The organism is Paenibacillus sp. MT124 (assembly GCF_058792755.1).
This window is the reverse complement of sequence record NZ_CM179500.1, coordinates 3,324,892-3,348,982: the sequence shown is the minus strand read 5'-3', so window position 1 is coordinate 3,348,982 and position 24,091 is coordinate 3,324,892. Positions and strand designations below refer to the sequence as shown.

General features: G+C 42.0%; 23 protein-coding genes. 16 read left to right on the top strand and 7 right to left on the bottom strand.

The window, feature by feature from the left end; genetic code table 11:
- The first annotated feature begins 184 nt into the window (after positions 1–184).
- The 4 genes from AC3RCI_RS15280 to arsC all read left to right on the top strand — a co-directional run bounded on the left by AC3RCI_RS15280 (position 185) and on the right by arsC (position 3,306).
- Complete coding sequence (locus AC3RCI_RS15280; RefSeq protein ID WP_492474235.1) at positions 185–628, top strand: ASCH domain-containing protein; 444 nt, start codon at positions 185–187, stop codon at positions 626–628.
- A gap of 487 nt (positions 629–1,115) precedes the next feature.
- On the top strand, positions 1,116–1,445 hold the full coding sequence (locus tag AC3RCI_RS15275; protein WP_492525242.1) for an ArsR/SmtB family transcription factor: 330 nt from the start codon (positions 1,116–1,118) through the stop codon (positions 1,443–1,445).
- Entirely contained in the window at positions 1,442–2,878 is a 1,437-nt protein-coding gene (locus tag AC3RCI_RS15270; RefSeq protein WP_492525240.1) for an arsenic transporter, read from the top strand. The genes AC3RCI_RS15275 and AC3RCI_RS15270 overlap by 4 nt, the downstream gene beginning before the upstream one ends.
- 2 nt (positions 2,879–2,880) lie before the next feature.
- Positions 2,881–3,306 (top strand): arsenate reductase (thioredoxin), encoded by a 426-nt coding sequence (gene arsC / locus AC3RCI_RS15265; protein ID WP_176475961.1) that lies wholly within the window; start codon positions 2,881–2,883, stop codon positions 3,304–3,306.
- A gap of 490 nt (positions 3,307–3,796) precedes the next feature.
- On the opposite strand, the gene AC3RCI_RS15260 is transcribed toward arsC, so the two are convergent.
- Together AC3RCI_RS15260 and AC3RCI_RS15255 are read right to left on the bottom strand one after the other, a co-directional pair.
- Entirely contained in the window at positions 3,797–5,176 is a 1,380-nt protein-coding gene (locus AC3RCI_RS15260; RefSeq protein ID WP_492525238.1) for a sugar phosphate nucleotidyltransferase, read from the bottom strand.
- Positions 5,177–5,186: 10 nt separating this feature from the next.
- Complete coding sequence (locus AC3RCI_RS15255) at positions 5,187–6,002, bottom strand: DUF6492 family protein (RefSeq protein ID WP_492525236.1); 816 nt, start codon at positions 6,000–6,002, stop codon at positions 5,187–5,189.
- Between the two features lie 199 nt (positions 6,003–6,201).
- Here AC3RCI_RS15255 and AC3RCI_RS15250 point away from each other — a divergent pair, with 199 nt between their 5' ends.
- A complete protein-coding gene (locus AC3RCI_RS15250) occupies positions 6,202–6,963 on the top strand; it encodes a YheC/YheD family protein (protein ID WP_336781585.1) in 762 nt (253 codons plus the stop codon).
- Positions 6,964–8,059: 1,096 nt separating this feature from the next.
- Here AC3RCI_RS15250 and AC3RCI_RS15245 read toward each other — a convergent pair.
- A complete protein-coding gene (locus AC3RCI_RS15245; protein WP_492525234.1) occupies positions 8,060–9,124 on the bottom strand; it encodes a GntR family transcriptional regulator in 1,065 nt (354 codons plus the stop codon).
- Positions 9,125–9,389: 265 nt separating this feature from the next.
- On the opposite strand from AC3RCI_RS15245, the gene AC3RCI_RS15240 reads away from it, so the two are divergent.
- From AC3RCI_RS15240 to AC3RCI_RS15220, 5 genes are all read left to right on the top strand, one after another.
- Positions 9,390–10,727, top strand: coding sequence for an ABC transporter substrate-binding protein (locus AC3RCI_RS15240; protein WP_492525232.1), 1,338 nt, complete (start codon positions 9,390–9,392; stop codon positions 10,725–10,727).
- Between the two features lie 84 nt (positions 10,728–10,811).
- Positions 10,812–11,708: a carbohydrate ABC transporter permease gene (locus tag AC3RCI_RS15235; RefSeq protein ID WP_127537155.1), complete on the top strand. Its 897-nt coding sequence runs from the start codon at positions 10,812–10,814 to the stop codon at positions 11,706–11,708.
- A gap of 31 nt (positions 11,709–11,739) precedes the next feature.
- A complete protein-coding gene (locus AC3RCI_RS15230) occupies positions 11,740–12,558 on the top strand; it encodes a carbohydrate ABC transporter permease (RefSeq protein WP_419720031.1) in 819 nt (272 codons plus the stop codon).
- Positions 12,559–12,586: 28 nt separating this feature from the next.
- Positions 12,587–13,570 (top strand): glycoside hydrolase family 43 protein, encoded by a 984-nt coding sequence (locus AC3RCI_RS15225; RefSeq protein ID WP_492525230.1) that lies wholly within the window; start codon positions 12,587–12,589, stop codon positions 13,568–13,570.
- A 538-nt stretch (positions 13,571–14,108) separates the two neighbouring features.
- Positions 14,109–14,396 carry a Ger(x)C family spore germination C-terminal domain-containing protein gene (locus tag AC3RCI_RS15220; protein ID WP_492525228.1) on the top strand — a complete coding sequence of 96 codons (288 nt, stop codon included), beginning with the start codon at positions 14,109–14,111 and terminating at the stop codon, positions 14,394–14,396.
- Positions 14,397–14,539: 143 nt separating this feature from the next.
- On the opposite strand, the gene AC3RCI_RS15215 is transcribed toward AC3RCI_RS15220, so the two are convergent.
- Positions 14,540–14,992, bottom strand: coding sequence for a hypothetical protein (locus AC3RCI_RS15215; RefSeq protein WP_492525226.1), 453 nt, complete (start codon positions 14,990–14,992; stop codon positions 14,540–14,542).
- 736 nt (positions 14,993–15,728) lie between these two features.
- Between AC3RCI_RS15215 and AC3RCI_RS15210 the strand changes: the two genes are divergently transcribed.
- The 6 genes from AC3RCI_RS15210 to AC3RCI_RS15185 all read left to right on the top strand — a co-directional run bounded on the left by AC3RCI_RS15210 (position 15,729) and on the right by AC3RCI_RS15185 (position 22,213).
- A complete protein-coding gene (locus AC3RCI_RS15210) occupies positions 15,729–16,427 on the top strand; it encodes a response regulator transcription factor (protein WP_336781579.1) in 699 nt (232 codons plus the stop codon).
- 3 nt (positions 16,428–16,430) lie between these two features.
- A complete protein-coding gene (locus AC3RCI_RS15205; protein WP_492474304.1) occupies positions 16,431–17,369 on the top strand; it encodes a sensor histidine kinase in 939 nt (312 codons plus the stop codon).
- 179 nt (positions 17,370–17,548) lie between these two features.
- Positions 17,549–18,463, top strand: coding sequence for an ABC transporter ATP-binding protein (locus AC3RCI_RS15200; RefSeq protein ID WP_492525224.1), 915 nt, complete (start codon positions 17,549–17,551; stop codon positions 18,461–18,463).
- Positions 18,464–18,470: 7 nt separating this feature from the next.
- Complete coding sequence (locus tag AC3RCI_RS15195) at positions 18,471–19,169, top strand: ABC transporter permease (protein WP_492525222.1); 699 nt, start codon at positions 18,471–18,473, stop codon at positions 19,167–19,169.
- 856 nt (positions 19,170–20,025) lie between these two features.
- A complete protein-coding gene (locus AC3RCI_RS15190) occupies positions 20,026–21,216 on the top strand; it encodes a glycine C-acetyltransferase (protein WP_492525220.1) in 1,191 nt (396 codons plus the stop codon).
- A gap of 37 nt (positions 21,217–21,253) precedes the next feature.
- Entirely contained in the window at positions 21,254–22,213 is a 960-nt protein-coding gene (locus AC3RCI_RS15185) for an L-threonine 3-dehydrogenase (RefSeq protein WP_336781574.1), read from the top strand.
- 220 nt (positions 22,214–22,433) lie between these two features.
- On the opposite strand, the gene AC3RCI_RS15180 is transcribed toward AC3RCI_RS15185, so the two are convergent.
- From AC3RCI_RS15180 to AC3RCI_RS15170, 3 genes are all read right to left on the bottom strand, one after another.
- Positions 22,434–22,913 (bottom strand): DinB family protein, encoded by a 480-nt coding sequence (locus AC3RCI_RS15180; RefSeq protein WP_336781573.1) that lies wholly within the window; start codon positions 22,911–22,913, stop codon positions 22,434–22,436.
- 100 nt (positions 22,914–23,013) lie between these two features.
- The gene (locus AC3RCI_RS15175) at positions 23,014–23,595 is read right to left on the bottom strand and encodes a TetR/AcrR family transcriptional regulator (protein WP_336781572.1); all 582 of its coding nucleotides are present in this window, start codon (positions 23,593–23,595) and stop codon (positions 23,014–23,016) included.
- Positions 23,592–24,053 carry a nuclear transport factor 2 family protein gene (locus AC3RCI_RS15170; RefSeq protein WP_336781571.1) on the bottom strand — a complete coding sequence of 154 codons (462 nt, stop codon included), beginning with the start codon at positions 24,051–24,053 and terminating at the stop codon, positions 23,592–23,594. Before AC3RCI_RS15170 ends, AC3RCI_RS15175 begins: the two co-directional genes overlap by 4 nt.
- Positions 24,054–24,091: the final 38 nt, after the last annotated feature.

Genomic DNA, 24,091 nt, shown 5'->3' with positions numbered 1-24,091 from the left:
CAATTAACAAGCCGTTGATCTGAATAATGAGGATCAACGGTTTTTTTGTTGTTAATTTGAATTGATGTTATTTAAGCAGGTAGGATCTCAGTTTATATCTAGAGTCGCATCATGCGGGAATGGAAAGTCTCGAGAATGTTTGGGGAATAGTAATTCATTATGAACAGAAATGGAGCGTAGAGGAATGAAAGTATTATCTATGATTCAACCATGGGCGACTCTGCTTGTCCAAGGCGAGACTCTCTATGAAACAAGATCCTGGAAGACCCGGTATCGCGGTCCGTTGGCCATTCATGCAAGCCGGAAAGTCGATAAGCAGGCCTGCAAATATGAACCCGTGCGTTCTTTACTCGCCAAGAATAGCTATACGGAACAAAACCTCCCTACGGGGGTTATCCTTGCAACTTGCGAGCTTTTAAATTGTTATCAAGTCATCGACGCTAATCATACGTCAGCCATTCTGGATTGCGGGAAGGTTGTGTCGGGTGAGGACATCCTGTTAGGCGATTACAGTCCAGGTTATTTTGCGTGGGAAATAGCGGGTTTCCGTCTGCTGAAGCCCTATATTCCAGTGAAGGGAAAACTGGGACTATGGGAATATCCTATAGATGAAGAGTTGAGGATATAACCTCTGTAAACAATAATTAATGGGGGTTCTGACATTATTAATATGAAAAAAATGACGATGGACAAGAACATGGTCCCATTTCCAAGTAGATGGATATCTATCTGTAGCAATGAGTCTTTTTCGAGCGACATTAACAGACCACAGCTTGGATTTCATCAAGAGACCAGCTTCAACACTAGGAAGTATTTCCACTGGAACTGTAATCATATTTGAAATGAATAAAACCAATATACACCAATGATGAATTATTAGATCTAAGGTGGAGTCATTGATTATCAAACGAAAGATATAGTTAAGATGAAAGACCATCATTATTTTATTAAGTCAGAATGTGAATTTTTAGTTCGAGAGTAAAGTTGGTAATATTTATTGTTGACTTTTTCGGTGATCTAAACCTCCTTATATTCGTCTTTACTTATATAAGTGATTTATTATATGATTATATCATTAAAGGAAGCCGACAAGACTAATCACAGGGGGTGTACATATGGAACAAAACATTCAGGCGATGGCTGAGGCGTATAAGTTATTAGCTGATAAAACACGTTTGACGATTATTGCGCTACTTCAGGAACAAGAACTTTGTGTATGTGATATCACTGACATTATTGGCATGTCACAACCAAACGCCAGTCAGCATCTTCGAAAACTAAAGGCAGCCGGTCTCCTTAACGAAAAGAAAAAAGGGCAGTGGGTGTACTACTCTCTTAATCCAGATGCAGAAGCATATGTTCGGTGTGTGTATCCGTTTCTGCCATCCATGAAAGGTAAAATAGCAGGATTGAAGAACTGCTGCGGTCCTCAGGAGGAAGCATGACCATCATTGCGATTTTAATCTTTTTGCTGACACTGACTTTTGTGATTTGGCAACCTAAGGGGCTTAATATTGGATGGTCAGCGTCAGCTGGAGCTGTCCTTGCTCTCCTCTTTGGGGTCGTCAGTCTATCCAATGTAGGTACGGTCACAGAAATCGTATGGAACGCCACGCTTGCTTTCGTAGCCATTATCTTAATTTCACTGATTTTAGATGAAATTGGATTTTTTGAATGGGCTGCTCTACACATGGCAAGGCTCGCAAGAGGTAATGGCAAGCTGATGTTCGTTTATGTTGTGCTGCTTGGGGCAGGGGTTGCAGCATTCTTTGCAAATGACGGTGCCGCACTGATCTTAACGCCTATTGTGCTTGCCATGGTCCGAGCGCTCAAATTTGATCAAAAGATGATTTTACCTTTTATCATTGCAAGTGGTTTTATTGCAGATACAACTTCTCTTCCGCTCGTCGTGAGCAACCTCGTCAATATCGTTTCTGCGGATTACTTTGGCATTGGCTTTGTAGAGTATGCAAGTCGTATGATTATTCCCAATTTCTTTTCCATATTAGTGAGTCTTCTGGTCCTGTTCTTGTTCTTTAGAAAGAGCATTCCAGGGAACTATGAAGTCAGTCAGCTCAAAAAGCCATCTGAAGCGATCAAGGACAAGAAACTGTTCAACATATCTTGGGTAATCTTAGCCGTGTTACTGGTTGCATACTTGATGAGCGAGTTCATTCAAGTTCCGGTGTCTGTTATTGCTGGGGTTATAGCCATTTTGTTTATATTAGCTGCAAGACGGAGTCAGGCTATCCAAACATGGAAGCTCATTAAAGGAGCCCCATGGGCAGTCGTGATTTTCTCCATTGGTATGTACGTCGTCGTTTATGGGCTACGAAATGTGGGACTGACGGATGAACTTGGGAAGGTCATTCAAGCTATTGCCGACAAGGGTCTCTACATTTCCACACTTGGTATGGGCTTTCTAGCTGCAATATTGTCTTCGGTTATGAACAATATGCCAACAGTGATGATTGATGCGCTAGCTATTGATGGAACCAATACGCATGGTGCCATTCGGGAATCGCTGATTTATGCCAATATTATCGGTAGTGACTTGGGTCCAAAGATTACACCAATTGGATCGCTCGCAACACTCTTGTGGCTACATGTATTGTCCCGAAAAGATGTAAAAATCACTTGGGGAAGTTATTTCAAAATTGGGATTGTGCTCACCGTCCCAACGCTCTTTATCACGTTAACAGGCCTGTATTTGTGGCTGCACTTGATTCATTCAACAAACATAAACGTTTGGTTAATGATTGCCGTAATAACCGTGGTATTAATTGTTATTGTTGCGATCACCAAAGCGTTGATTAATCCGAAAATGGGCGAAGCAAAAATACAAGTAAGACAAACCAAAGATGAAGGAGATCAATAATTATGAACAACAAACCACTTGTTTACTTTTTGTGTACAGGAAACTCTTGCAGAAGCCAAATTGCCGATGGATTTTTGAAAGCACTTGGTAGTGATAAATATGAGGTGAGAAGTGCTGGATTAGAAGCCCATGGCTTAAATCCTCGTGCTGTACAAACGATGAAAGAAGCTGGAATCGATATTTCGAGTCATACATCAGATGTGATTGATCCTGAGATTTTAAAACAAGCAGACTACATCATCACGCTTTGTGGTCATGCCAACGATAATTGTCCAGTTGTACGTAATGACAAAGCGGAAAGATGGCACTGGGGTTTCGATGATCCAGCCAAGGCAACAGGTACAGAGGAAGAAATCACAGCTACTTTCGCTGAGGTTCGTGATTCAATTAAAGCTCGAATCGAGCAGTTTTTGAAAGAAGGTAAGTAAAATGGATCATGCCATTCATGAGGTTGTCGGAGCGTATATAGCCGGCAAGAAAGTTGCCTTTTACTGTGGTGGAGCCAAAGGTAGAACATAATGTCGTAAACAACAAGCTGAAGGCCATAATGTCGAGGGACAATAACATGGTCCCATTGAAGTCGCTATTTTAGCGGCTTTTTTATTTTTATCGGTACAAGTTCTTGTCCCGAGCCAAGGACAAGAATTTGTACCGATTGCCGGTTAGGCGTATATCTAATCTTAATCTTGCCCTTCAATTCATTGAACTAGCGGGCAGGATCGTTGAATTTAACAGGGGATGATATTACCCAAAAAAATGGAGGGAATGTCTTTGTCTAAATGGATGATTTCATTGTTTATTATGATTCGCCGAGGTCCATTCAAGATTCATATGCCTGGTTCTAGTTTACCGTAAGGCTTACCTTTGTCTAGAAAGCTAAGGAGTCGCAATATGGGCTGCTTTTTTCTTCATCTTGTATTAATCCGGTGATTTATAAGAACCTGCACGATCAATCATGACCTTCCAATCCTCTGCTTCATAAGGCATGCTGTCCTCATTCTCCGGTACGCCAAGCTGGACCTCAAGAATTACCATCCTGGTTTCGGCCAGAATAGAAAAGAGGCTATTCAAGGTAATCGCAAACTGATTGCCTGTGGTCACCTGCCTGATCTGGCCGTTAATAAGCACCTGCCCACTGCCTGAAATGACAGTCCATGCCCGGCACCCTAATCGATGCTGGCGTAATCCGATATGTTTGCCAGGCAAAAGCGTCATATTCAATGTGGTTACGGTTGTATTTTCGTCTTCTACCGATCTCTCCATGACGTGATAGCTGCCCCAAGTTGCCTCGACGTACATCGGTTGCAGTGGAATACTGCCCAATTGCTCTTTAATTTCATTTGAATCTTTTTTGTTGGCTATGAGAATTCCGTCCGGACTTGCGACAGTGATAATACCTGGGACTCCGATGACGTGGATCGGGTAGGGGAGCTCGTTAACGATGTAGGAATTCGGGGAGGATTCGGATATTCTGCCGTGTCCCAATACATTGGAATCCAACTGATCACACAGAGCATCCCAGCTCCCGATATCCTGCCATACACCCTCATATGGCAGTACAACAGCCCGTTGCGATTGTTCAGCAACTTGTTTGTCAAAACTGCGTTCAGGCAACTGTTCATACAGGGTTAACAATTGATCGTAATGAACCGGAAGTCCATTTTTTTCAATATGGGACAACATAAACGCAAGAGAGAAGGCATACACCCCGCAGTTCCACAATGCGCCATGCTGTAGCAGGGTTTCAGCGACATCCAATTCAGGTTTCTCTATGAATTGTGTAACCGGTGCATAACCATTAGGTTCTTTTTTTCCTGGCAGGATGTAACCATATTGTTCTGAAGCGTATGTGGGCCTTGTCCCAATTAAAATGATATCGGCCTGAGTCTGTTTCAATATATCCGGAAGTAATTTGAAGCTCCTGAAAAAGTCCTCATCTGCGAACACATCCGCTGGCGCGATACAAATCATATCGTCAGGCTCAGTCGCTCCGGAGGATTTCAGATACAAGGTCGCCAAGGCAGCTGCAGTAAAAGTTCCACGCTTAAAAGGTTCTCCAATGACGGGTATCTTGCCTTTGGTATGACGGGCTGTAATGTCGGTCTGATTCTGATGTGAAATGATGAGGGTTGAGTCCAGTAGGCCTGAGCTGTCAAGCTGGCGGCATACTCTGCTGATCATGGATTCCCTTCCGCCTGCAGGTGACGGAAGTATATCCACAAACAGCTTGGATCGAAGCTCATTGGACAGCGGCCAAAGCCTTTTACCTGCGCCGCCACATAGCAGTACGATATGCATTGGCTTCCTCCTAAGCTCGGGGAGTTTTGCTATAAATTTTACGTTTGTGAAAGGAAAGAGATCGGTATTTAAGCGCAAATTTGCGAATTTGTTGTTCTTTTAACGAAGAAGCGTTCATGTTCAGACTTTTATTCATGGAACTCTTTAGGATCATGCTGGCCGGGTTGTTCGAATACATAAAATTGGCATAGGTTTCATACTCAGAGAACCCAAACTGCTTCTTCTTATTGATATTCGAGATAATCGCTTTGTACCATGGCAGCTGATGGATCGTTTCAATTTTCTTTTTCAAAGCAGAGAGTTTCGATTTTTCGAACAGCATGTAATGGGTGACAAAAGAGCGTGGGCGCGGCGCTTTCATGTTTAACAGCTTGCGATAGGTGTTGAAATATTCTGGCTGACTCCAGTCGCGACAGTAAAATACCGTCTTATTTTCAACAATAAATGAATGAGGTTTAATGAGCACCGTATCCGCATCCATCACCAGAAAGTGTTTCGCTCTCACAATGTGATCCCCGTTCATTTTAAGCAGTTGTTGATATAACCAGCCTGAGCGGTCCCAGCGGGATGATTGATAGTGTATATCGTTTTTGGTGATAGGCAGGACTGACCGCTCGTTAACAAAAATGCAGTGTTTGCGGGAACAAAGGTTTCTGATTTTGTTGCTGGTCGGGGAAACAATATAAATCTGTCCAATCGGGTGCCGCACATAACGGCGAATACTATCGATAACCTGAGGAAGGGTGCTCAAATCTTTTTCGATCGCAGGTATAAGAACATCGATCATAGGCCCACGATTTAACTGTTTTCCATGCTGAACTGGCATCTTCTCAACTCCCTGGACAAATGGTTACATCTTGTTTTCATGATATGTGTGCAAAATTGGTTTGGTCAGGGCATGTGCGAATATACCATTTTTACGAACAAGGGCATTTGTTTAGGGTTGTTTTATCGGTACTACATATAATGCATGATCTTGATGAAACATCAGGGTTTGGTTCATTTGTTGAAGGGAGAAGTGTTATATGGGGGTTGATAAATTGAAGCCGTTAAGAAGCAAATGGTTGAAAACAAAAGTGATCCTCAATAATGGTTCTATCCAACCATTTATACCTGATACGCAGCGATTTAACAAAGCCAGCCTGTGGTCCATGATCAGCAGATACGGTATGGTTTATATTAAACCCGAGATTGGCACTTATGGAATGGGTGTCATAAAGGCTGAGATGCTGAGTCATCAGAATTTCGCCTATCAGATTGAACAAAAACGACTGTCGTTTGATAACTTTGACTCGTTCCATGCAAGTCTTGTACGTCTGGTGCACAAAAGAAGCTATCTCATTCAGAGAGGAATCGATCTGCTTAAGCACAACAAGAGGCGTTTTGATATCAGAGTCATGATACAGTTAAGTCCCGACAATCAGTGGGAGGCTACGGGAATCATCGGCCGGCTCGGTCATCCGAAAAAAATCGTGACCAATTATCACAGCGGTGGTAAACCAATGGATGTTCACAGACTGCTGGAATCTCATGCATCCCTGAAACGCAGAAATGAACTCATCCAGGAGATGAATGAGCTTGGATTACGTATTGCACGCCACATGAAGAAAAAATACCCGTACCTTAAGCAAATCGGCGTTGATATTGGACTGGACCGGAGTTTGAAACCCTGGATTATTGAGGTGAACGTCAAACCGGACCCTTATATTTTCAACCAATTAAAGGACAAGACAATGTATAGAAGGGTCATAAAATATTTCCGCCATGCTGCTAAAAAAACAAAATAACGTTTCTCTGTTAATCATAACGATAGAGAGATAACCTTACTTGGCAGCCGTCTTGTCGTCATAGAATTTTGCGAAAAAAGTGAATTTATCCCTAAAATTACTCTTAGCAGAAATCCAGAAATGGCAGCATGAAACTAAGCCCAGCTTTAGTGGTTTTTAAAAACGGTGCTTCTCAGGATGTATGAGAAATTAGAACATTTAAGAGTGCTTAACAACCTTCCTCACCAGCCGTAAGAATAGTATAAAACGCCGCATCAAAATTTTATTACGCTGTGGTGCCCCGAGAGGGGCATGGACGGCTAACGGGCAGGTTAGTTTGAAAAAATAAGATCTCTCTTGAAATGTTTAAGTTGCTTAATGGATATATTTCAGAAAAATTCATTGTCTGTTAATAAGAGGTACATATGGAGTACTACTTAAGATGAACAATCTTTTAGAAGATATAATTAACAGACTAAAGATAAGCTTGAAAGAGGATAGTAAAGGAATAATAATTGGTGAGTTCAATGATGTGATCGCTAGTATTGAATTCAATTATCTTCATCTAACACAGTACAAATCATTTCTAGAAAACAAATGGTGCAAAGTTGTCGAGGGACAAGAACTTGTACCGATTACCATATTGGACAAGAACATAGTCCTATTGCTGATTAAGCGTGTATCTAACTCGCAACAGTAGAGAAGTTCTAAGCAAAGAAACCACTCCTTAAAAATCGGGAGTGGTTTTTGTCTATACACTACTGTATATTTTGTGGTCAAACTGTACTTTGTGCTTAGGGCTATCGCTTTTTGAGTGGAGCATCCTCGTCACATCCCGCGGAGGGAAAAGGACTTCGTGAATGGAGGAGACTCCCCGAGACTGGGAAAGAAAAGTGTCAGGAGTGTCGATGCTGGCAGCGAACGTGCTTTTGGCGGCACTTTCGCTTTTTCGCTATTCTTGGTCTCCCAGCGCCGTTGGAAGTGCTTTTGCAAGGTGAAGTACGTCCAAATCTTGTCGTGTTTTAAAATAACTGGGCAGACAATCATGATCAACATCGCCGGTAAAACCAATCAATATCCCCAGTTCTTCGATCGCCTGGCTATAACTTTTGTCGTGTCAAGGGAAGATGAGTTGAACGGGAATGACGGCTTTCTTAGGAGAATAAATATATTCCATTTGTTCACGTAACAGCTTTACGGCAGTTCGTGCCATATCCTGTTCATCCTGCTGCACATAAGCTACGCCTGAGAGATGTGGATTATCGAAAGAAAGCAATTCGATATTTGCGTGATCGTTCAGACGACTGATAGCGGCCGATGTAAGGCGTGCGGTTTCTGCAGTCAGGGAGAAGGCTGCCGAAATTCCACTGTGGTCCTGCAAGAAGTCGCTTACATAGTCCAATGCTTGATCGCCGCGTAGAATGTCGAGAGGGATGTGACACCACAAGCTCTTGTCAATCGAGATGCCTTGATCTGTGTACGCCTGCTCGAAGCCGAGCGTGCGATCCTCGATGGCTGTATTGGCATTTTCAGGTGAGATGAGCGCAATCTGCTGATGACTCTTGGATAGCAAATGGGAGACAGCCTTGTACGCACCGCCGTAATTGTCGGATGTAATGGTGTACGTCTCAATGTTGCGCAGATAGCGGTCGATGAACACACACGGGAATTTATCGAGCGACAGACGCAGCAATGATTCGTTATACTTCTCATCTTCTGTCGGAAAAACGATCAGCCCCTTCACACCGAGCTCCGTTAGTGTACGAATGACGTTTGTTTCGATAGAGGAGGACTCGCGCGTGATGCTTAGTATCATGCTGAGGCCGGCTTCTTGAAGGAACTGTTCCGTGTAGTCAACGAGCTTCTGAATGACACGGGTCCTCATCGTTGGAATGATGAAGCCGATGAGCGGCATGGAGGACGCGCTGCATGAGGATGGCAGAGAATTGATGCTAGAAACAACAAGACTAGAAGAGACGAATGAGCCTTTGCCTTGTACTCGGATAATTAATCCTTCGTCAGCTAGTAGGGTTAGGGCATTCCTGACGGTTATTTTACTTACTCTGAATTCGTCCATTAGTTCTTGCTCAGAAGGAATACGGTCTGTCGGCCGAAGCTGTCCTGATTTAATTTTCTGAAGAATATCTTCTCGAATTTGTTTGTAGAGCGCCAGCTTTTTCAAAAAGTTGCATCTCCCCATAAACTTTATGATTTTATAATCAATTGGTTATATAAAAGCATATTTCATGTATATTATAATACGGCATGTAAAGCGCTTACAATATGGAATCTGAGAATTTGTTGCGAAGGGGTCTTTTCTTTGAACGGTTAGATTTTATGTTAAGGATGGTGGTGCCAAGGTGGATTGAACCCGCTTAAATTAACAGAACTAACTAGTCAGCCGACTTTTCAAATGCATTAACAAAAAAAGAGAGGATGACGAACAAATGAAAAAACGCAGTACTATAATCTCCATCGTTACAGTCCTTATTATGTCACTTGTTTTTACAGCTTGTGGTACTCCTTCTGAAACAAAAACGGAAACACAGCAATTAGGCGCTAATGCCGGAGAGAATGCAACAGAATTGTCATTTTGGACATTCGTAGATTTGCACGGCAAGCATTTGGACAAAATGCTGGGGTTATGGAACCAACAGAACCCAGACAAACAGATTAAGTTGAATGTAACGGTTATGCCTTACGATGATATGCACAACAAGCTCTTATTGGCAGTTACAAGCGGAAAAGGTGCTCCTGATATCGCGGATATCGAGCTTGGTCAATTCCCTAAATTCTTGGAAGGTGACAACGTTCCACTGGAATCTTTGAATGATGTATTTGCACCATACAAAGACGTTGTTGTTCCTTCACGTGTCGAGATTTACTCCAAAGCCGACCAGGTTTATGGCTTTGATTATCACGTAGGTGCTACGCTTGCTTTCTACAACACTGAAATTTTAGAACAAGCAGGCGTTGACTACAAGACAATCAAAACGTGGGAAGATTACAAACAAGCAGGTATCCAGGTTTATGAAAAGACAGGCAAGTACTTAGGTACTGCTGATACATCAGCTACGTGGCAAGCATCGCTGCTGCTAGCTCAGCAAAACGCTGATTTTACAGATGAAAATGGTAATCCAAAAGTGAACTCGCCTGAAATGATTAAAGCGTATGAAATGTTAGTCGATCTGCAGAAGAACAATGTTATTCATACGATCCCTGGCGGACAACCCGACACAGAAGAAGCAAAAGGCGAATACAACAAAGGCAACTACGCAAGCGCATTGATGCCTGAATGGTACATGTCCCGCTTTGTAAACGAAATGAAGGACCTTAAAGGGAAGTATGCAATTGCTCCATTGCCTGTATTTGAAGAAGGTAATCCTCGTTCCGTTGGCTTGGGCGGTACTGGCACAGTTGTTACTAAGAATGGTAAAGACGTTCAGTTGGCCAAAGAATTTGTAGCCTTTGCCAAGCTTTCGAAAGAAGCTACGACTGAAATCTGGAATACACTTGGATTTGACCCAATCAACATGGAAGTATGGCAAGATGATGCAGTAACGAAAAACCCTGATAATGAATACGTCCAATACTTCAAAACAAATGCATTTGATACTTTGAATGAAATCAAGGACGAAATTAGAGCAATCAAGTCCGTTAAAGCTTCACCGACCATCGGCAATATATTCAATACGGTTACGTTGAATGCTATCTTTGAAGATGGCCAAGAAGTGAAGGAAGCGCTGGATGAAGCACAAGAAGCAATTGAACAAGAATTGAAATAAATTCAATAAGTAAATGATTTAATTAAACCTGTCGGCAGGTATAGTAGTCGGCAGGTTTAACCATAGTCAAGGGAGATTGAGAATATGATAAAGAAATTTGTATACTCTCAAAAGGTTGCACCTTATGTTTTTGTATTGCCATTTATACTCATATTTTTGTTATTCTGGTTCTATCCGCTTGTAAATTCATTCGTAATGAGCTTTCAAGATAAGATGTTGGGACAGGATCCTAAATGGGTTGGTGAAGCGAATTATTCGAAATTACTTACAGATAAAGTGTTTTTGACGGCTATTAAAAATAGCGTTGTGTACATGTTAGGAACCTTAGTGCTGTTAATTCCCTTTCCCATGTTATTCGCCGTTATGATCAACAGTAAGTTAATGCTGGGAAGAGAGTTTTTTAAATCTTCGTTCTTTCTCCCTGCATTGACATCTGTCGCAGTTGCGGGCACCATTTTCCGCCTTACATTTGGTGAAATGGAAGGTTCATTAATGAACAGTTTCCTAGGTCTTTTTGGTGTAGAGCCTATTAAATTCCTGAAAGACGGAGAATGGAGTATGGCAGCACTGTTAATCCTCGCATGTTGGAGATGGACAGGTGTTAATATGCTTTACTATCTATCCGGTTTGAAAAGCATTGACAATGAATATTATGAGGCTGCTTCAATTGACGGGGCATCGGCTTGGCAGAAGTTTAGAACGATCACAATGCCATTATTGAAGCCGACCACGGTATATGTTACGACAATTAGTGTTTATGCAGGTTTAGCTATGTTTACCGAGAGCCTGATGATGTTTAACGGTAACAATTCACCCAAAAATATTGGCTTAACCATTGTTGGATTTCTGTATAGACAAGGGATTGAGAAGAATAAGCTGGGTTACGCAGCTGCAGTTGGTATCATTCTGTTAGTCATTGCTATGGTTATCAATTTAACGCAGTTGAAATTAAGTGGAATGTTCAAAAAGGAGGAGGATTAAAGTGGGCAAAAGTCAGACGAGGAATAATTTTATTTCCAGAATAGTTATTATTTGTTTGTTCATTATACTATTCGTGATAATTATGATTCCATTCTATGCAGTGGCCCTATCTTCCTTTAAACCAGGTGAATCCTTAATTAGATATGGTCTTAACCTAAGTTTGGATTTTAGTATTATGAGTTTTGACAATTTCATCTATCTGTTTACTGGAGAACATGATTATTTTGTATGGTTTTGGAACAGTATGACTTTAACCATCGTTCAAGTGGTTTTAACACTTTTTGTAAGCGCATTTGTTGGATATGGTTTCGCAGCATATGATTTTAAAGGGAAGAACTTCCTCTTTATATGTGTTTTGCTCATTATGATGGTGCCTTTCGAAATACTGCTGGTTCCTTTGTACAGCCTAATTAATGATTTGGGAATGGTGAATAGCTATTCGGCAATTATTCTGCCAGGTGTGGCCAATGCCGCGACCATATTTTTCTTCAGGCAATATCTAAGAAGCATACCCAAAGAGATTATTCAATCTGGGCGGGTTGATGGCGCAAACGAGTATGCAATTTATTTCAGGCTCATTATGCCGATTATGAAGCCATCCTTTGCAGCAATGGCCATTCTTAATGGTATGAATAGCTGGAATAATCTGTTGTGGCCATTCATGGTATTAGGAGATCAGAGTAAATATACACTTCCAATCGGTTTGAAAACGTTGTTAACTCCTTATGGCAATAACTATGACCTATTGATCGTAGGCTCCTTCTTCTCCATCATTCCAATTTTCATACTGTTTATTGCTTTCCAGAAATATTTTATAGACGGTATGACTGCAGGTGCTGTTAAAGGGTAGCAAATATTATGATGAAGTAGGTGATAAGATGAAAATCCAACAAAGAGCATTGCACGACATTCAACCATTAATTGAGCAGAGAGCAGATCCTTTTATGTACCGACATTCGGACGGTTATTATTACTTCGTAGCATCCGTTCCGGAGTATGATCGGATTGAAATCCGTAGAGCTGAGAACCTTGAGGGGCTTGTTACATCAACTCCTGTGGTGATCTGGAGAAAACGCGAGACAGGTATCCTTAGTGCCAACATTTGGGCGCCTGAACTGCATTTTATTGATGACAAATGGTACGTGTATTTCGCTGCCGCACACACGACGGATACGAATGAAGGCTTGTTCGACCATCGGATGTATGTGCTAGAGAATGACAATGCCAATCCGCTCGAAGGCAGTTGGACGGAAAGAGGACAGGTTCGTACCGCGTGGGAAAGCTTCGCCCTCGATGCCACTACCTTTGAGCATAATGGCAGCCGTTATTACGTATGGGCACAAAAGGATCCGAATATCGAAGGTAACTCTAATCTGTATATATCTAAAATGAGCAATCCGTGGACGCTGACTGGTCCGCAAACGATGATTTCGATGCCGGAATATGACTGGGAGATCATTGGTTATAAAGTGAACGAAGGCGCGGCATTTCTTCGCAAGGGTAATCGGGTATTCCTCACTTACTCGGCTAGCGCCACCGATTTCAATTATTGCATGGGCCTGCTTGAAGCCGATGCGGATGCTGATTTGCTCGATGCCGCTTCATGGCGCAAGTCGCAAGCAGCGGTTTTGTCGACAGATGAGAGCATCTCGATGTATGGTCCCGGTCATAATTCCTTCACGGTGTCAGAGGACGACGAAAAGACGCTATTTGTGTTTCACGCAAGGACGTACAAGAATATTATAGGAGATCCGCTGTACGATCCGAATCGCCATACATTTGTGACGGAGCTTTTGTGGACGGATGACGGCAGACCCGATTTCTGCGGCTCTGTTGCAGCACTTGCACGTTCTGTACAGTGAACGAGTGTCACAAAAAAGAGAGACAGTAAGAACATCGAAGGCACCCTAATGGGTGCCTTTAATTTCGCAGTACAGATAATACGCTGAACCGTAACACAAGTAGTGGTAAGTTGCCTTAAAATTTGCCGCTTCAGCTAACCCGGAGAATCATATCATAAATAAGTGTGTTCTTGAAAAAATATATAAGAAGAGGCAGCTCATTTGAAAGCACTTGTATTTAATAAATTCGGAGGATGCACTGCACTCCAATGACCCTAGTGAAATCCCGGCATTTACCTAACAGGTCTTGTAGACAATTCATATTTGTCCAACAAAGTATGAAGTATGCCTGCCGAATCGTTAGTCAAGCTGGATGCTACCATGGAGTCAGGCCAGAGCTTTCTCCTTTAAAATGTCATTAGATATAAGGGAGAACATCAATTTTCAAGTGCAGGAATATTTCACTCGAAGCAAACGTCTTGTTGGAACGTTTAGTCAAACTGATCCGAAGGACTATCTTGGATTCAGGAGAGACCTAAGGGAGGTGTAATAAAAACATATGAAAGTCAAACCGGAAGTAATCTATGAGATTAAGCGTTCCAAAGGCAAAATTAATCCTACAGTCCGTGATTACTATATTTCGTTTCTTGTTAAGGTGGAATCAGAAGGGTGGTTCATGGAAGATTGGACCGTTCCCGAAGTAACTGGGAACGAAGAATATCTTCACAAATTGGAGAACGATTTCGGGAAACTTGCTAAACAACAAGTAAAGCAGGTCCTTGATAAAATGCAGCATAAGTACAAGGTGGATGTTGGTGGGATTGGCGAGAATCTGCGTATGATGTGACGTTTGCAATGACTAGATATTCATGGAACGGTATCTAATAAAAATTCTTCCGATGGTAACCTAAACGTGAAAAAACACAATGTCATAAACACTAAATAGTGAGTTGTAAGTTATTTTCTAATTATAGTTAACTACTAAAATGATTATGATGTTCCTGCTTGAGCCGAACCATTAAAGGACACAGGACCAACGATAGTTACAGGAGTCTCAGCAGCACTTGCAACATACATGGTATAACGAATCTGACCTGTTATAACGTTACTTACTGGTGGAAAATCTCCAGCAGTAAAAGTAAAGAGCCTGGTACCGGGACCCGAGGTTAAATCAATTGTTGAGTTAAAGATCAACTCGCCTGAACCGAATATGCCAGTACCACCTCTTTCAACATAGATGTTGACTAAGTTTATTGAAGATCTAGAAACGCCAACTGTTCCCCATAGTAAGATACGCACATCACTCTCATTAGGGGTCCCTATTGCAGCGACAGTTTGAAGACCGATATCCCCCAGTAATGTAGGAATTGACGTTAAAATTGCAGTTCCCAAACTAAAGGTATTATTAAGAGACATACGTGAATCTAGAAATTGAATAGGCAAACTGTTCACCTCACTTTCTACATACCCTCATCTTATTCCAAGTTATTCTAACTGCTTGGACAAAGGTATAAATGTAAGTGAATCAAGAACAATTTAATCCAAGCATGAAGCTGCGTTTGTTTTGGAACAAACATACTTGAACTTGGAGTCTATTCATTATTTATATCAAATTGTTCGTTCGCAAATTGAATTTTAGTTCTAGACCACGATAATATCGATTGATTGATACTAAGCTAATGCTCTAAAGGCTGATCCATTAAATAAGGCTGAAATCATTTTTTTTCCTTTTATTCATGAGAACCACTCACTTTTGTAAATATATACTCTACGAAATAAATACTATGATTCTATGGAAAAATAGAAACGGACAAGAGTTAATTTTGAATAAATAAATATTTTATATTATATGTTTTACCAAACCTCAACTAACTATGGTTCTAAAGAAAACATACCTCCTTCGAAATATTCTCTGAAATCTGATCACGTTGCTGCAAGGTGGAAATAACAAAAACAGTAGCAAATTCGTCAAAATACATGGTATTAAAAATCCGCGGATTTATTTGTTTCACCAATTAAGCCACGGCATGATAAGGGAGTTTTTTTGCAATTTCTTAATCCACATTGATTACTAGAATATGCCAATTTGTGCTAAAATCGAAAGCAGGCTGTTGGTTTTGGGACCGCAATTGAACCGTGAAGTGAAATGGATCAGAGCATGATCAGGAGGTCTTAGGATATGGAAAAACGCATTCTGCTCGTTGAAGATGACAACGACATCCATCTGTTGATTGAAGAACAGCTAAAACAGGATCATTATAGCGTAGCATCGGCACGCGATGGCGAGGAAGCACTCGCGCTTTTTCAAAAAGAGAAATTCGATCTGATCTTGCTCGATTTGATGCTCCCCAAGGTAAACGGCATGGAACTACTCAAACATATCCGAGAGACCAGCAAAGTTCCTGTCTTGATTATTTCTGCGAAAGGCAGCGACCTAGACAAGGCCATGGGCCTTGGGTTTGGCGCGGATGATTATATAAGCAAGCCTTTCTCCATGATCGAATTGACAGCCAGGGTTCAGGCGGCCATTCGGAGGGCAACGTTATACGCGGAAACGGAAAACAAACCTGGCGAGCCCCTCGTTATTACGTTTAAGGATCTCATTCTGGACTTGCATTCGTTCTCCGTAAAGGTAAAAGGAAAAAGCATGCCGCTCACTGCCAAGGAGTTCCATATTTTAAAACTGTTCCTAACCCATCAGAGCAGGGTGTTCACCAAGGAGCAAATTTATCAACTTATCTGGGAAGAAGATTATTACGGGAATGAGAACGTAATTAATGTACATATCCGGAGACTCCGGGAGAAAATCGAAGAGGACCCATCAGCTCCGCAATACATTCGGACGATTTGGGGAATCGGATATAGAATGGGGGATTAGTACGTGGTCCTTCTTTTATCCGTCATTATTGCCGTATTGGTTGGAATTATTGGAGTGCTATTTTATAGAGAAAAAAAGCGAAATCTAAGCATCCTGGAGATTACGAATAAAATATCCGATATTTTGGACCAGAATACGGCCGAGAAAGTGTTAGTACCCACAGGCGACCATGCCGTTAGGCAGCTGCTCACACAAATTAACCGTCTGCTGGATAACAAACAAAAGGTATTTGCGGACTATGCAAGAACGAAGGACAGCCAAAAAAAAATGATCTCGAACATGTCTCATGATTTGAAGACGCCGCTAACGGTGATTCTCGGGTACACGGAAAAACTGAATGATAAAAATGCATTAACCGCACAAGAAGAAGAGCAAGTCATTCAACGGTTGAATACAAAAGTAAACAGTCTGATCACCTTGCTTAACCAATTTTTCGATCTTGTCAAAATCGAGTCGGAGGATTATGATATTCCGCTTAGCAAAATATCATTGAGCGAGGTTTGCCGGAACAGCGTTCTTGAGTTTTACGATCTGCTGGTTTCCAGAAATCTTCGGGTTGAGATAGACATACCGGAGCTACCCTTTTATTTTCATGGTAACAAGGATGCGCTGCATCGAATACTAAGCAATCTAATATCAAATTCCATTCGGTATGGAAGCGACGGCGGTGTGTTCGGGTTAACGGTTCGTGAAGAAGGGAAGTACGTGGTCGTAGACGTGTGGGACCAGGGCAAAGGGATTGCAGAGATCCATCAGGAACGTGTATTCGAAAGACTCTATACCTTGGACGATGCACGGAATCCGCAATTTCAAGGAAGCGGCCTGGGACTCAGTATTTCCAAGCGCCTAACGGAAGAAATGAACGGGTGGATTAGTCTAAGCAGCTCGGAGCCGTACCAAAAGACCATTTTCACTTGCAAATTCAAGCAATTACCCTTCTAGCGATTCATCCAAGAGATGTTGTTCTTTTGTTCAACGTCTCTTTTTTATTTCAGCCGCCCTCTTTTCACTTCATTCTTAAGAAACATGTAAGGAATGGGAAAGGAATAAGTCCATTCTCTGGTCTAAGATGGAGATAAATAACAAAAGAAATCAAATTGTCAACACAGGTGGTGGTCCTCATGAATTTCATTATTCAAACTACGGATTTGAGCAAAACCGTAAAAGGGAAATCCATTGTATCACGTGTCAATCTAAATGTAAGAAAGGGCGAGATTTATGGTTTGTTGGGTCCTAACGGCGCAGGTAAAACAACCATCATGAAAATGCTGACGGGACTCATTCTTCCGACATCCGGTGCGATTATGCTGTTTGGTAAGAAATTTTCAGAAACCTCGAAAGAGGGCCTCAAGAGGGTCGGGAGCATTATTGAATATCCAATATTTTTTGAGCACATGACGGCCATGGAGAATCTCCAAATTCATTGCGAATACTTAGGTTATTACGATAAGAGAGCAATACGTAAAGCCTTGGATCTGGTGAAATTGGAAGGGATTGAAGATAAAAAAGTGAAGGATTTCTCGCTTGGCATGAAGCAGCGTCTTGGCATTGCCAGGGCCACAATCACCAGACCGGAATTGATCGTGCTGGATGAACCCACGAACGGGCTGGACCCGATCGGTATTAAAAACATGAGGGATTTGATTCGAACGCTGAACCAGGAATATGGGATTACGTTTGTCCTGTCGAGCCATATCCTAGGGGAAATTGAGCAGGTGGCCGATAGAATCGGCGTTATTCAACGCGGTCAATTGGTCGACGAAGTCACATTATCCGATATTCGAAGGCAGCGTACCGGCTATGTTGAACTTTTAACCTCGAACGTGCAGAAATCCGCCTTTTTACTTGAACATGAGCTTCGAATATCCAATATCAAAATCGTCCAAGATCAGCGAATCCGAGTGTATGATACGGACGTATCGACCAGTCAAATTACAAAGCTGCTGATTGCGCATGAGATTGAAATCGAGGAGATCCAAAAAGTTAACAGTACATTGGAAGACTATTTCTATCATCAAATTCAGGGAAAGGAATGAATCCGATATGCTGAAATTAATCGAGCTGGAATGGAGGAAGCTGGAGCGTAAGAAAGTGATTGGTGAAGCGATAACGTACTGGCTTATACTCATGTTCTTGCCGGTATTTTTTCTCAAGGTCGTTTTTACCGATATGCCAAACGTTCGTTTTGGAGAGAGTTATGCTGCGGCTTTGGACCTGATGATAGCCATTCAGATGGGGATTATTTTGTTCGGAGCGTCCCTGATCAATCATGTTTTTATTGAAGAATACAAGAATAAGACGATAGCTCTTTCATTCGGATATCCACTCAGCCGAAAAAGACTTGTTTTGGCCAAGGTGCTGTTTATTGTGTTGGCGGTTTTCATCGGTACCCTGGTGTCCTTTGGAGTTAGCGGTATTGTGACCTTTGCGCTCAACCAGGTTATGGATGTTATTCCGGGAACGCCAACAGCAGCTGACCTGGCGAACTATGCGATCCGAATGATTATACACTCCATCGCCGCAGCGCTTGCCTCATTAATTCCGTTATTTTTGTTCGGAATTTGGAAGAGGGCGGTCATCCCGACAGTCATTTGTGCAGTTTTCCTGATGCAGTTTCCTAATTTTCTCGGGCTGCTGCGGATTACTTTGAGTCCGGACTTTCTATATGTCATTTTCAGTGTATTGGGTGTGGCAAGCGTCATTTTATCCGTAAAGTTCATAAATAAACTTGGGGATTTTTAACGAAAGAATATGGCGTGATGACGATTGAAGTTAAAACGGTTTGATGCCTAATGGAGATAGATTGAGTTATAGAGAAAAGCTGGGACGGAACCCTGCTATTGACTCACAGACTTATGCGGCGTTTTTAAGTTGACCCCGTACTTTGAGAAGATTAAAGGCCTGCCAAGGAGTTATAAAATGAAGTTGGGATCCGTCCGATGTGGATGGGGGCCTGATTTTTTACACAGTAAATGCGTTTGAAACAAACGCTAACGATAGCTCAATAAATAACAAGGAAGCAGCTGATCAATATGATTAGCTGCTTTGGTTCAACTAACGTGCAGGTTATTTTAAAGCAGTACGAATTAAATGGAAAAGGAAGATGGACATTTGAAAGTTCCAGAGTTAAAGTTTACACATGTAATATCAGAAGAATGGGTTGATCTTGAGAAGTTTTACGTTTGTTTATATGCTTTTTAATATGTCGAGGGACAAGAACATGTTCCCATTAATGCCGCTATTTTAGCGGCTTTTTTATTTTATCGGTACAAGTTCGTGTCCCGAGTCAAGTACAAGAACTTGTATCGATTGCCGGAATGGACAAGAACATAGTCCGATTACCGATTAGATAACTATCTAAGTGGTCAAGGGAGCCTAACCTCGGCAAGCGCTTAAAATTTTAATAGCGATTGCTTTTGGGGATGGGGGGATAATCACTATGTATATTTGCGTATTTTTGTGATTTTTGTCCTCCATATGTGTACAATGAATAAAAAAGATGCTACATTGAAATCAGTCTAAACCCCTTTATAACAAGGTTTTCGAAGAATAAAATGTCTCCTGTATGAGGACGAACGTATATCGAGGAGGGAATCGAATGTCAAGTCAAGTATTGGACCAATTTTTAAGTTCGAACATCGAAGATCTAAAGAATAAAGGTCTATATAACGTCATTGATACGCTCCAGGGTGCAAATGGTCCGGTAATTATTATCGATGGAAAGTCTCTAATCAATTTGTCTTCCAATAACTATTTGGGATTGGCAACAGACCCTCGCCTGATTGATGCTTCAGTTAAAGCGTCGCAGACATTCGGCGCAGGCGCAGGGGCTGTGAGAACAATTAATGGCACGATGAATTTGCATAATGAACTTGAAGAGAAGCTGGCAAGTTTCAAAAAAACAGAAGCCGTTATCGTATATCAATCGGGATTTAACTGCAATATGGCTGCTATATCCGCGGTGATGGACCAGCATGATGCGATTATATCCGATGAGCTGAACCACGCTTCGATTATTGATGGCTGCCGCCTGTCGAAAGCCAGGGTCATTCGATTTAAGCATTCAGATATGAACGATTTAAGAGAGCAGGCGAAAGCTGCTAAGGCATCCGGTCAGTACCAGAAAATTATGGTCATTACCGACGGCGTATTCTCCATGGATGGTGATATAGCAAAGCTTCCCGAAATCGTGGAAATAGCAGAAGAATTCGATCTGATTACTTATGTCGATGATGCACACGGTTCGGGCGTTCTGGGAGCAGGAGCAGGAACCGTGAAACATTTTGGATTGTCCGACCGCATTGACTTTCAAATTGGTACTCTTTCCAAGGCGATCGGCGTTGTTGGCGGTTATGTGGCGGGGAAGAAAAAACTAATCGAATGGTTGAAGCAGAGAAGTCGTCCGTTTCTGTTCTCGACAGCGCTACCTCCAGCTGCAATCGCTGCTTGTAGCGCTTCTGTTGATATTTTGATGAATGACAAGGAGCTAATCGAGAAGCTTTGGGAGAACAGTCATGATCTGAAAAATGGCTTGAGACGGCTTGGATATGATGTAGGCCAAAGCGAAACACCGATCACACCTTGTATCATTGGCGATGAAGTAACTACTCAACAGTTCAGCAAACGGCTCTATGAAGAAGGCGTGTACGCCAAGGCAATCGTATTTCCGACAGTCCCGAAAGGGACCGGGAGAATACGGAACATGCCGACGGCTGCCCATACTAGGGAGATGCTTGACCAGGTGATCTCTGTTTATGAGAAAGTTGGCAAGGAAATGAAACTGATTTAGATGCATTCGCGGAAATCTATTTCGGGAGGAATGCCTTATGGAGAAGATTTTGGTGACTGGAGCACTAGGCCAAATTGGTTCTGAGTTAGTTATGAAATTACGTGAGATTTATGGTGCGGACCACGTCGTTGCTACGGACCTCAGGCCATCAGCCCACGAAATTACCCGATCCGGACCATTCGAGCTGCTGGACGTGACGAATGATAAGGCGATGTTCGAAATCGCCAAGCGGTACGAAGTGGATACTGTCATCCATCTGGCAGCGCTGCTGTCGGCTACCGCAGAGGAGAAACCGCTGCTTGCCTGGAATTTGAATATGGGCGGATTGATGAATGCACTTGAAATATCCAGAGAGCTCGGCTGCCAATTGTTCACTCCAAGCTCCATAGGATCTTTTGGTCCTTCGACTCCAAAAGACAATACCCCGCAAGATACGATCCAGAGGCCCAATACGATGTACGGCGTAAACAAGGTGTCCGGTGAACTGCTTTGTGATTATTATTTTCACAAATACGGCCTGGATACCAGAGGGCTGCGCTTCCCAGGTTTGATATCTTATATGACGCCTCCCGGCGGAGGAACGACAGACTATGCGGTGGAAATCTATTATGCAGCCGTAACGACTGGCCGGTATACATCCTATATTGCCAAGGACTCAAACATGGACATGATGTATATGCCCGATGCCCTGAATGCGATCATCGATTTAATGGAAGCGGATTCATCCCGGTTGACGCACCGAAACTCATTTAATGTTACTGCAATGAGCGTGGATCCGGAAGCAATCGCTGCAGCAATTCGAGAAGAGTTACCCGGCTTTGTCCTCGATTATGAGGTTGATCCGAAAAGACAGGCAATTGCCGATAGTTGGCCGCATTCCATTGATGCGACGGCAGCGAAAACAGAATGGGGATTTCATGCCCGCTACGACTTGAAGGCCATGACGAAGGATATGCTTTCGCAGCTAAGCGAGAGACAAATGCTTCGCAAGGCTTAAAGTTATTATGAATTGGCAGTGCAAAACGTGTAAATAGATTGCCTGAATGGAAAAACATGTTCCCATTCTGATTAGAAAGGTGAAGTTATAAAAACCGACCTTAATCCGATTTTTAGTCGAATTTAAGGTCGGTTTGTTCGTTTAATGCAATGACACTAATTAATAATGTAATAAGATAACTCAGTATCTCATAGTGAGACATTCGTTTTTAACAGATTCTTTACGAATCCAAACTGTCAATTATGCTCTTGATATTTTTAATTGTTGCAAAGTGCATTGCTTCATGGTAAATCAGAAAAGCCAGTAATTCTTCTACGTTTGAAAAGATAAGTCCTGTAGAAGACTTGTAATGAGGTTTGATTTCTTCTTTCAATTTGCTTGAAAGTACCGATTCAACCCTTTCAATTTGTTCAGTTAACAAATCGATTATTTGAGACAACGATGGAGGCTCTATATTCCAGTCAGACGGTTGCGTTCCTGGATCAAACCACTTGCTAAAATTAGCAGGATAATTGGTTTCTTCCCCTGCAAGTTGGAAAGCGAACTTCTCATGTATAACATACATGTGGCCTAGATTCCATTTTATATTGTTTTTTAAACCTGGTGGAATGATTTCCGAGGCAGAGTCATTTATAGTCCTCACATATTCAACTGCCTGACGGCGAACAAATCCCAATTGATCTGCGATAACATTGCTCATGGTATTACCCCCCTATAAAGTCTCTAAGGAATCGTTAAGAAAAAATCACTTGTTTTTTGGGTGAAGAAATTCAACCAGTTTTACTAAAAACACTTTTACGTCAGTGACCAGCGTTGCTTTTAGAAATAGAAGTTGAGACTCGTTGTGATAAATTTGCCAAAGCACGTTCAAAATAGGATTCATCATGAAGTGCTCTACTTAGAATTAATGCCCCTTGGATACTAGCAATTGTTTCCTCTGAAATTTGTTCAGCCGTCTCTTTGGAGATACCTGTTTGAACTAGTGCCGCGCTTAAGGCTTGAATCCATCGTATAAAATATTGCCGAATTACAGCAGCGAATCGATCTCTTGTTTCGTCCAAAGCGAATGCACCAATAAGGCATATACGCTGACCAGATTGATAATAAGTATCGACCTCTTGCCACATACGATCAATGGCTGCCCGGGGTTCATTCTGTTCGAGCGGTTCAAAAATGTTCTTGATAAACCATTGATCAATATGAGCAAGAATTTCAGCAGCCATCTCATCTTTTCCACCCGGAAAGAAATAATATAAGCTTCCTTTAGATAGACGCGTCCGGGCCGTAATTTTACTCAAAGATGCCCCCTCATAGCCTAATTCACGAAATACCTCAGTAATGAGAGGGATGACATCAGATTTTTCAAAAACAGTGCGAGTCATAGGTTTAACTCACTTAGGCTTGGGTGTCCAGCAGGGCGCGCGCCGAGAGGCCAATGAAATTTTCGTTCCTCTTCCTTAATCGGCATGTCATTTATCGAAGCAAATCTACGCTTCATCAAGCCGTCATCAGCGAATTCCCAATTCTCGTTTCCATACGATCTGAACCAATTGCCGCTATCATCATGCCATTCATATGCGAATCGAACGGCAATACGGTTATCCGTAAATGACCAAAGCTCCTTGATCAGGCGGTAGTCCAGTTCTTTTGCCCATTTTCTAGTTAGTAAAGAGACAATTTCTTGGCGGCCTGTTATAAATTCGCTCCGATTTCTCCAATAACAATCCTCAGTATACACAAGTGAGACACGCTGAGGGTCTCGGCTATTCCAGCTGTCTTCAGCCATACGCGTTTTTTGGATTGCTGTTTCACGAGTGAATGGGGGAGTTAAATTATTCATTACATTTTCCTCGCTTTCTATACTGTTTGTGTTAGTAT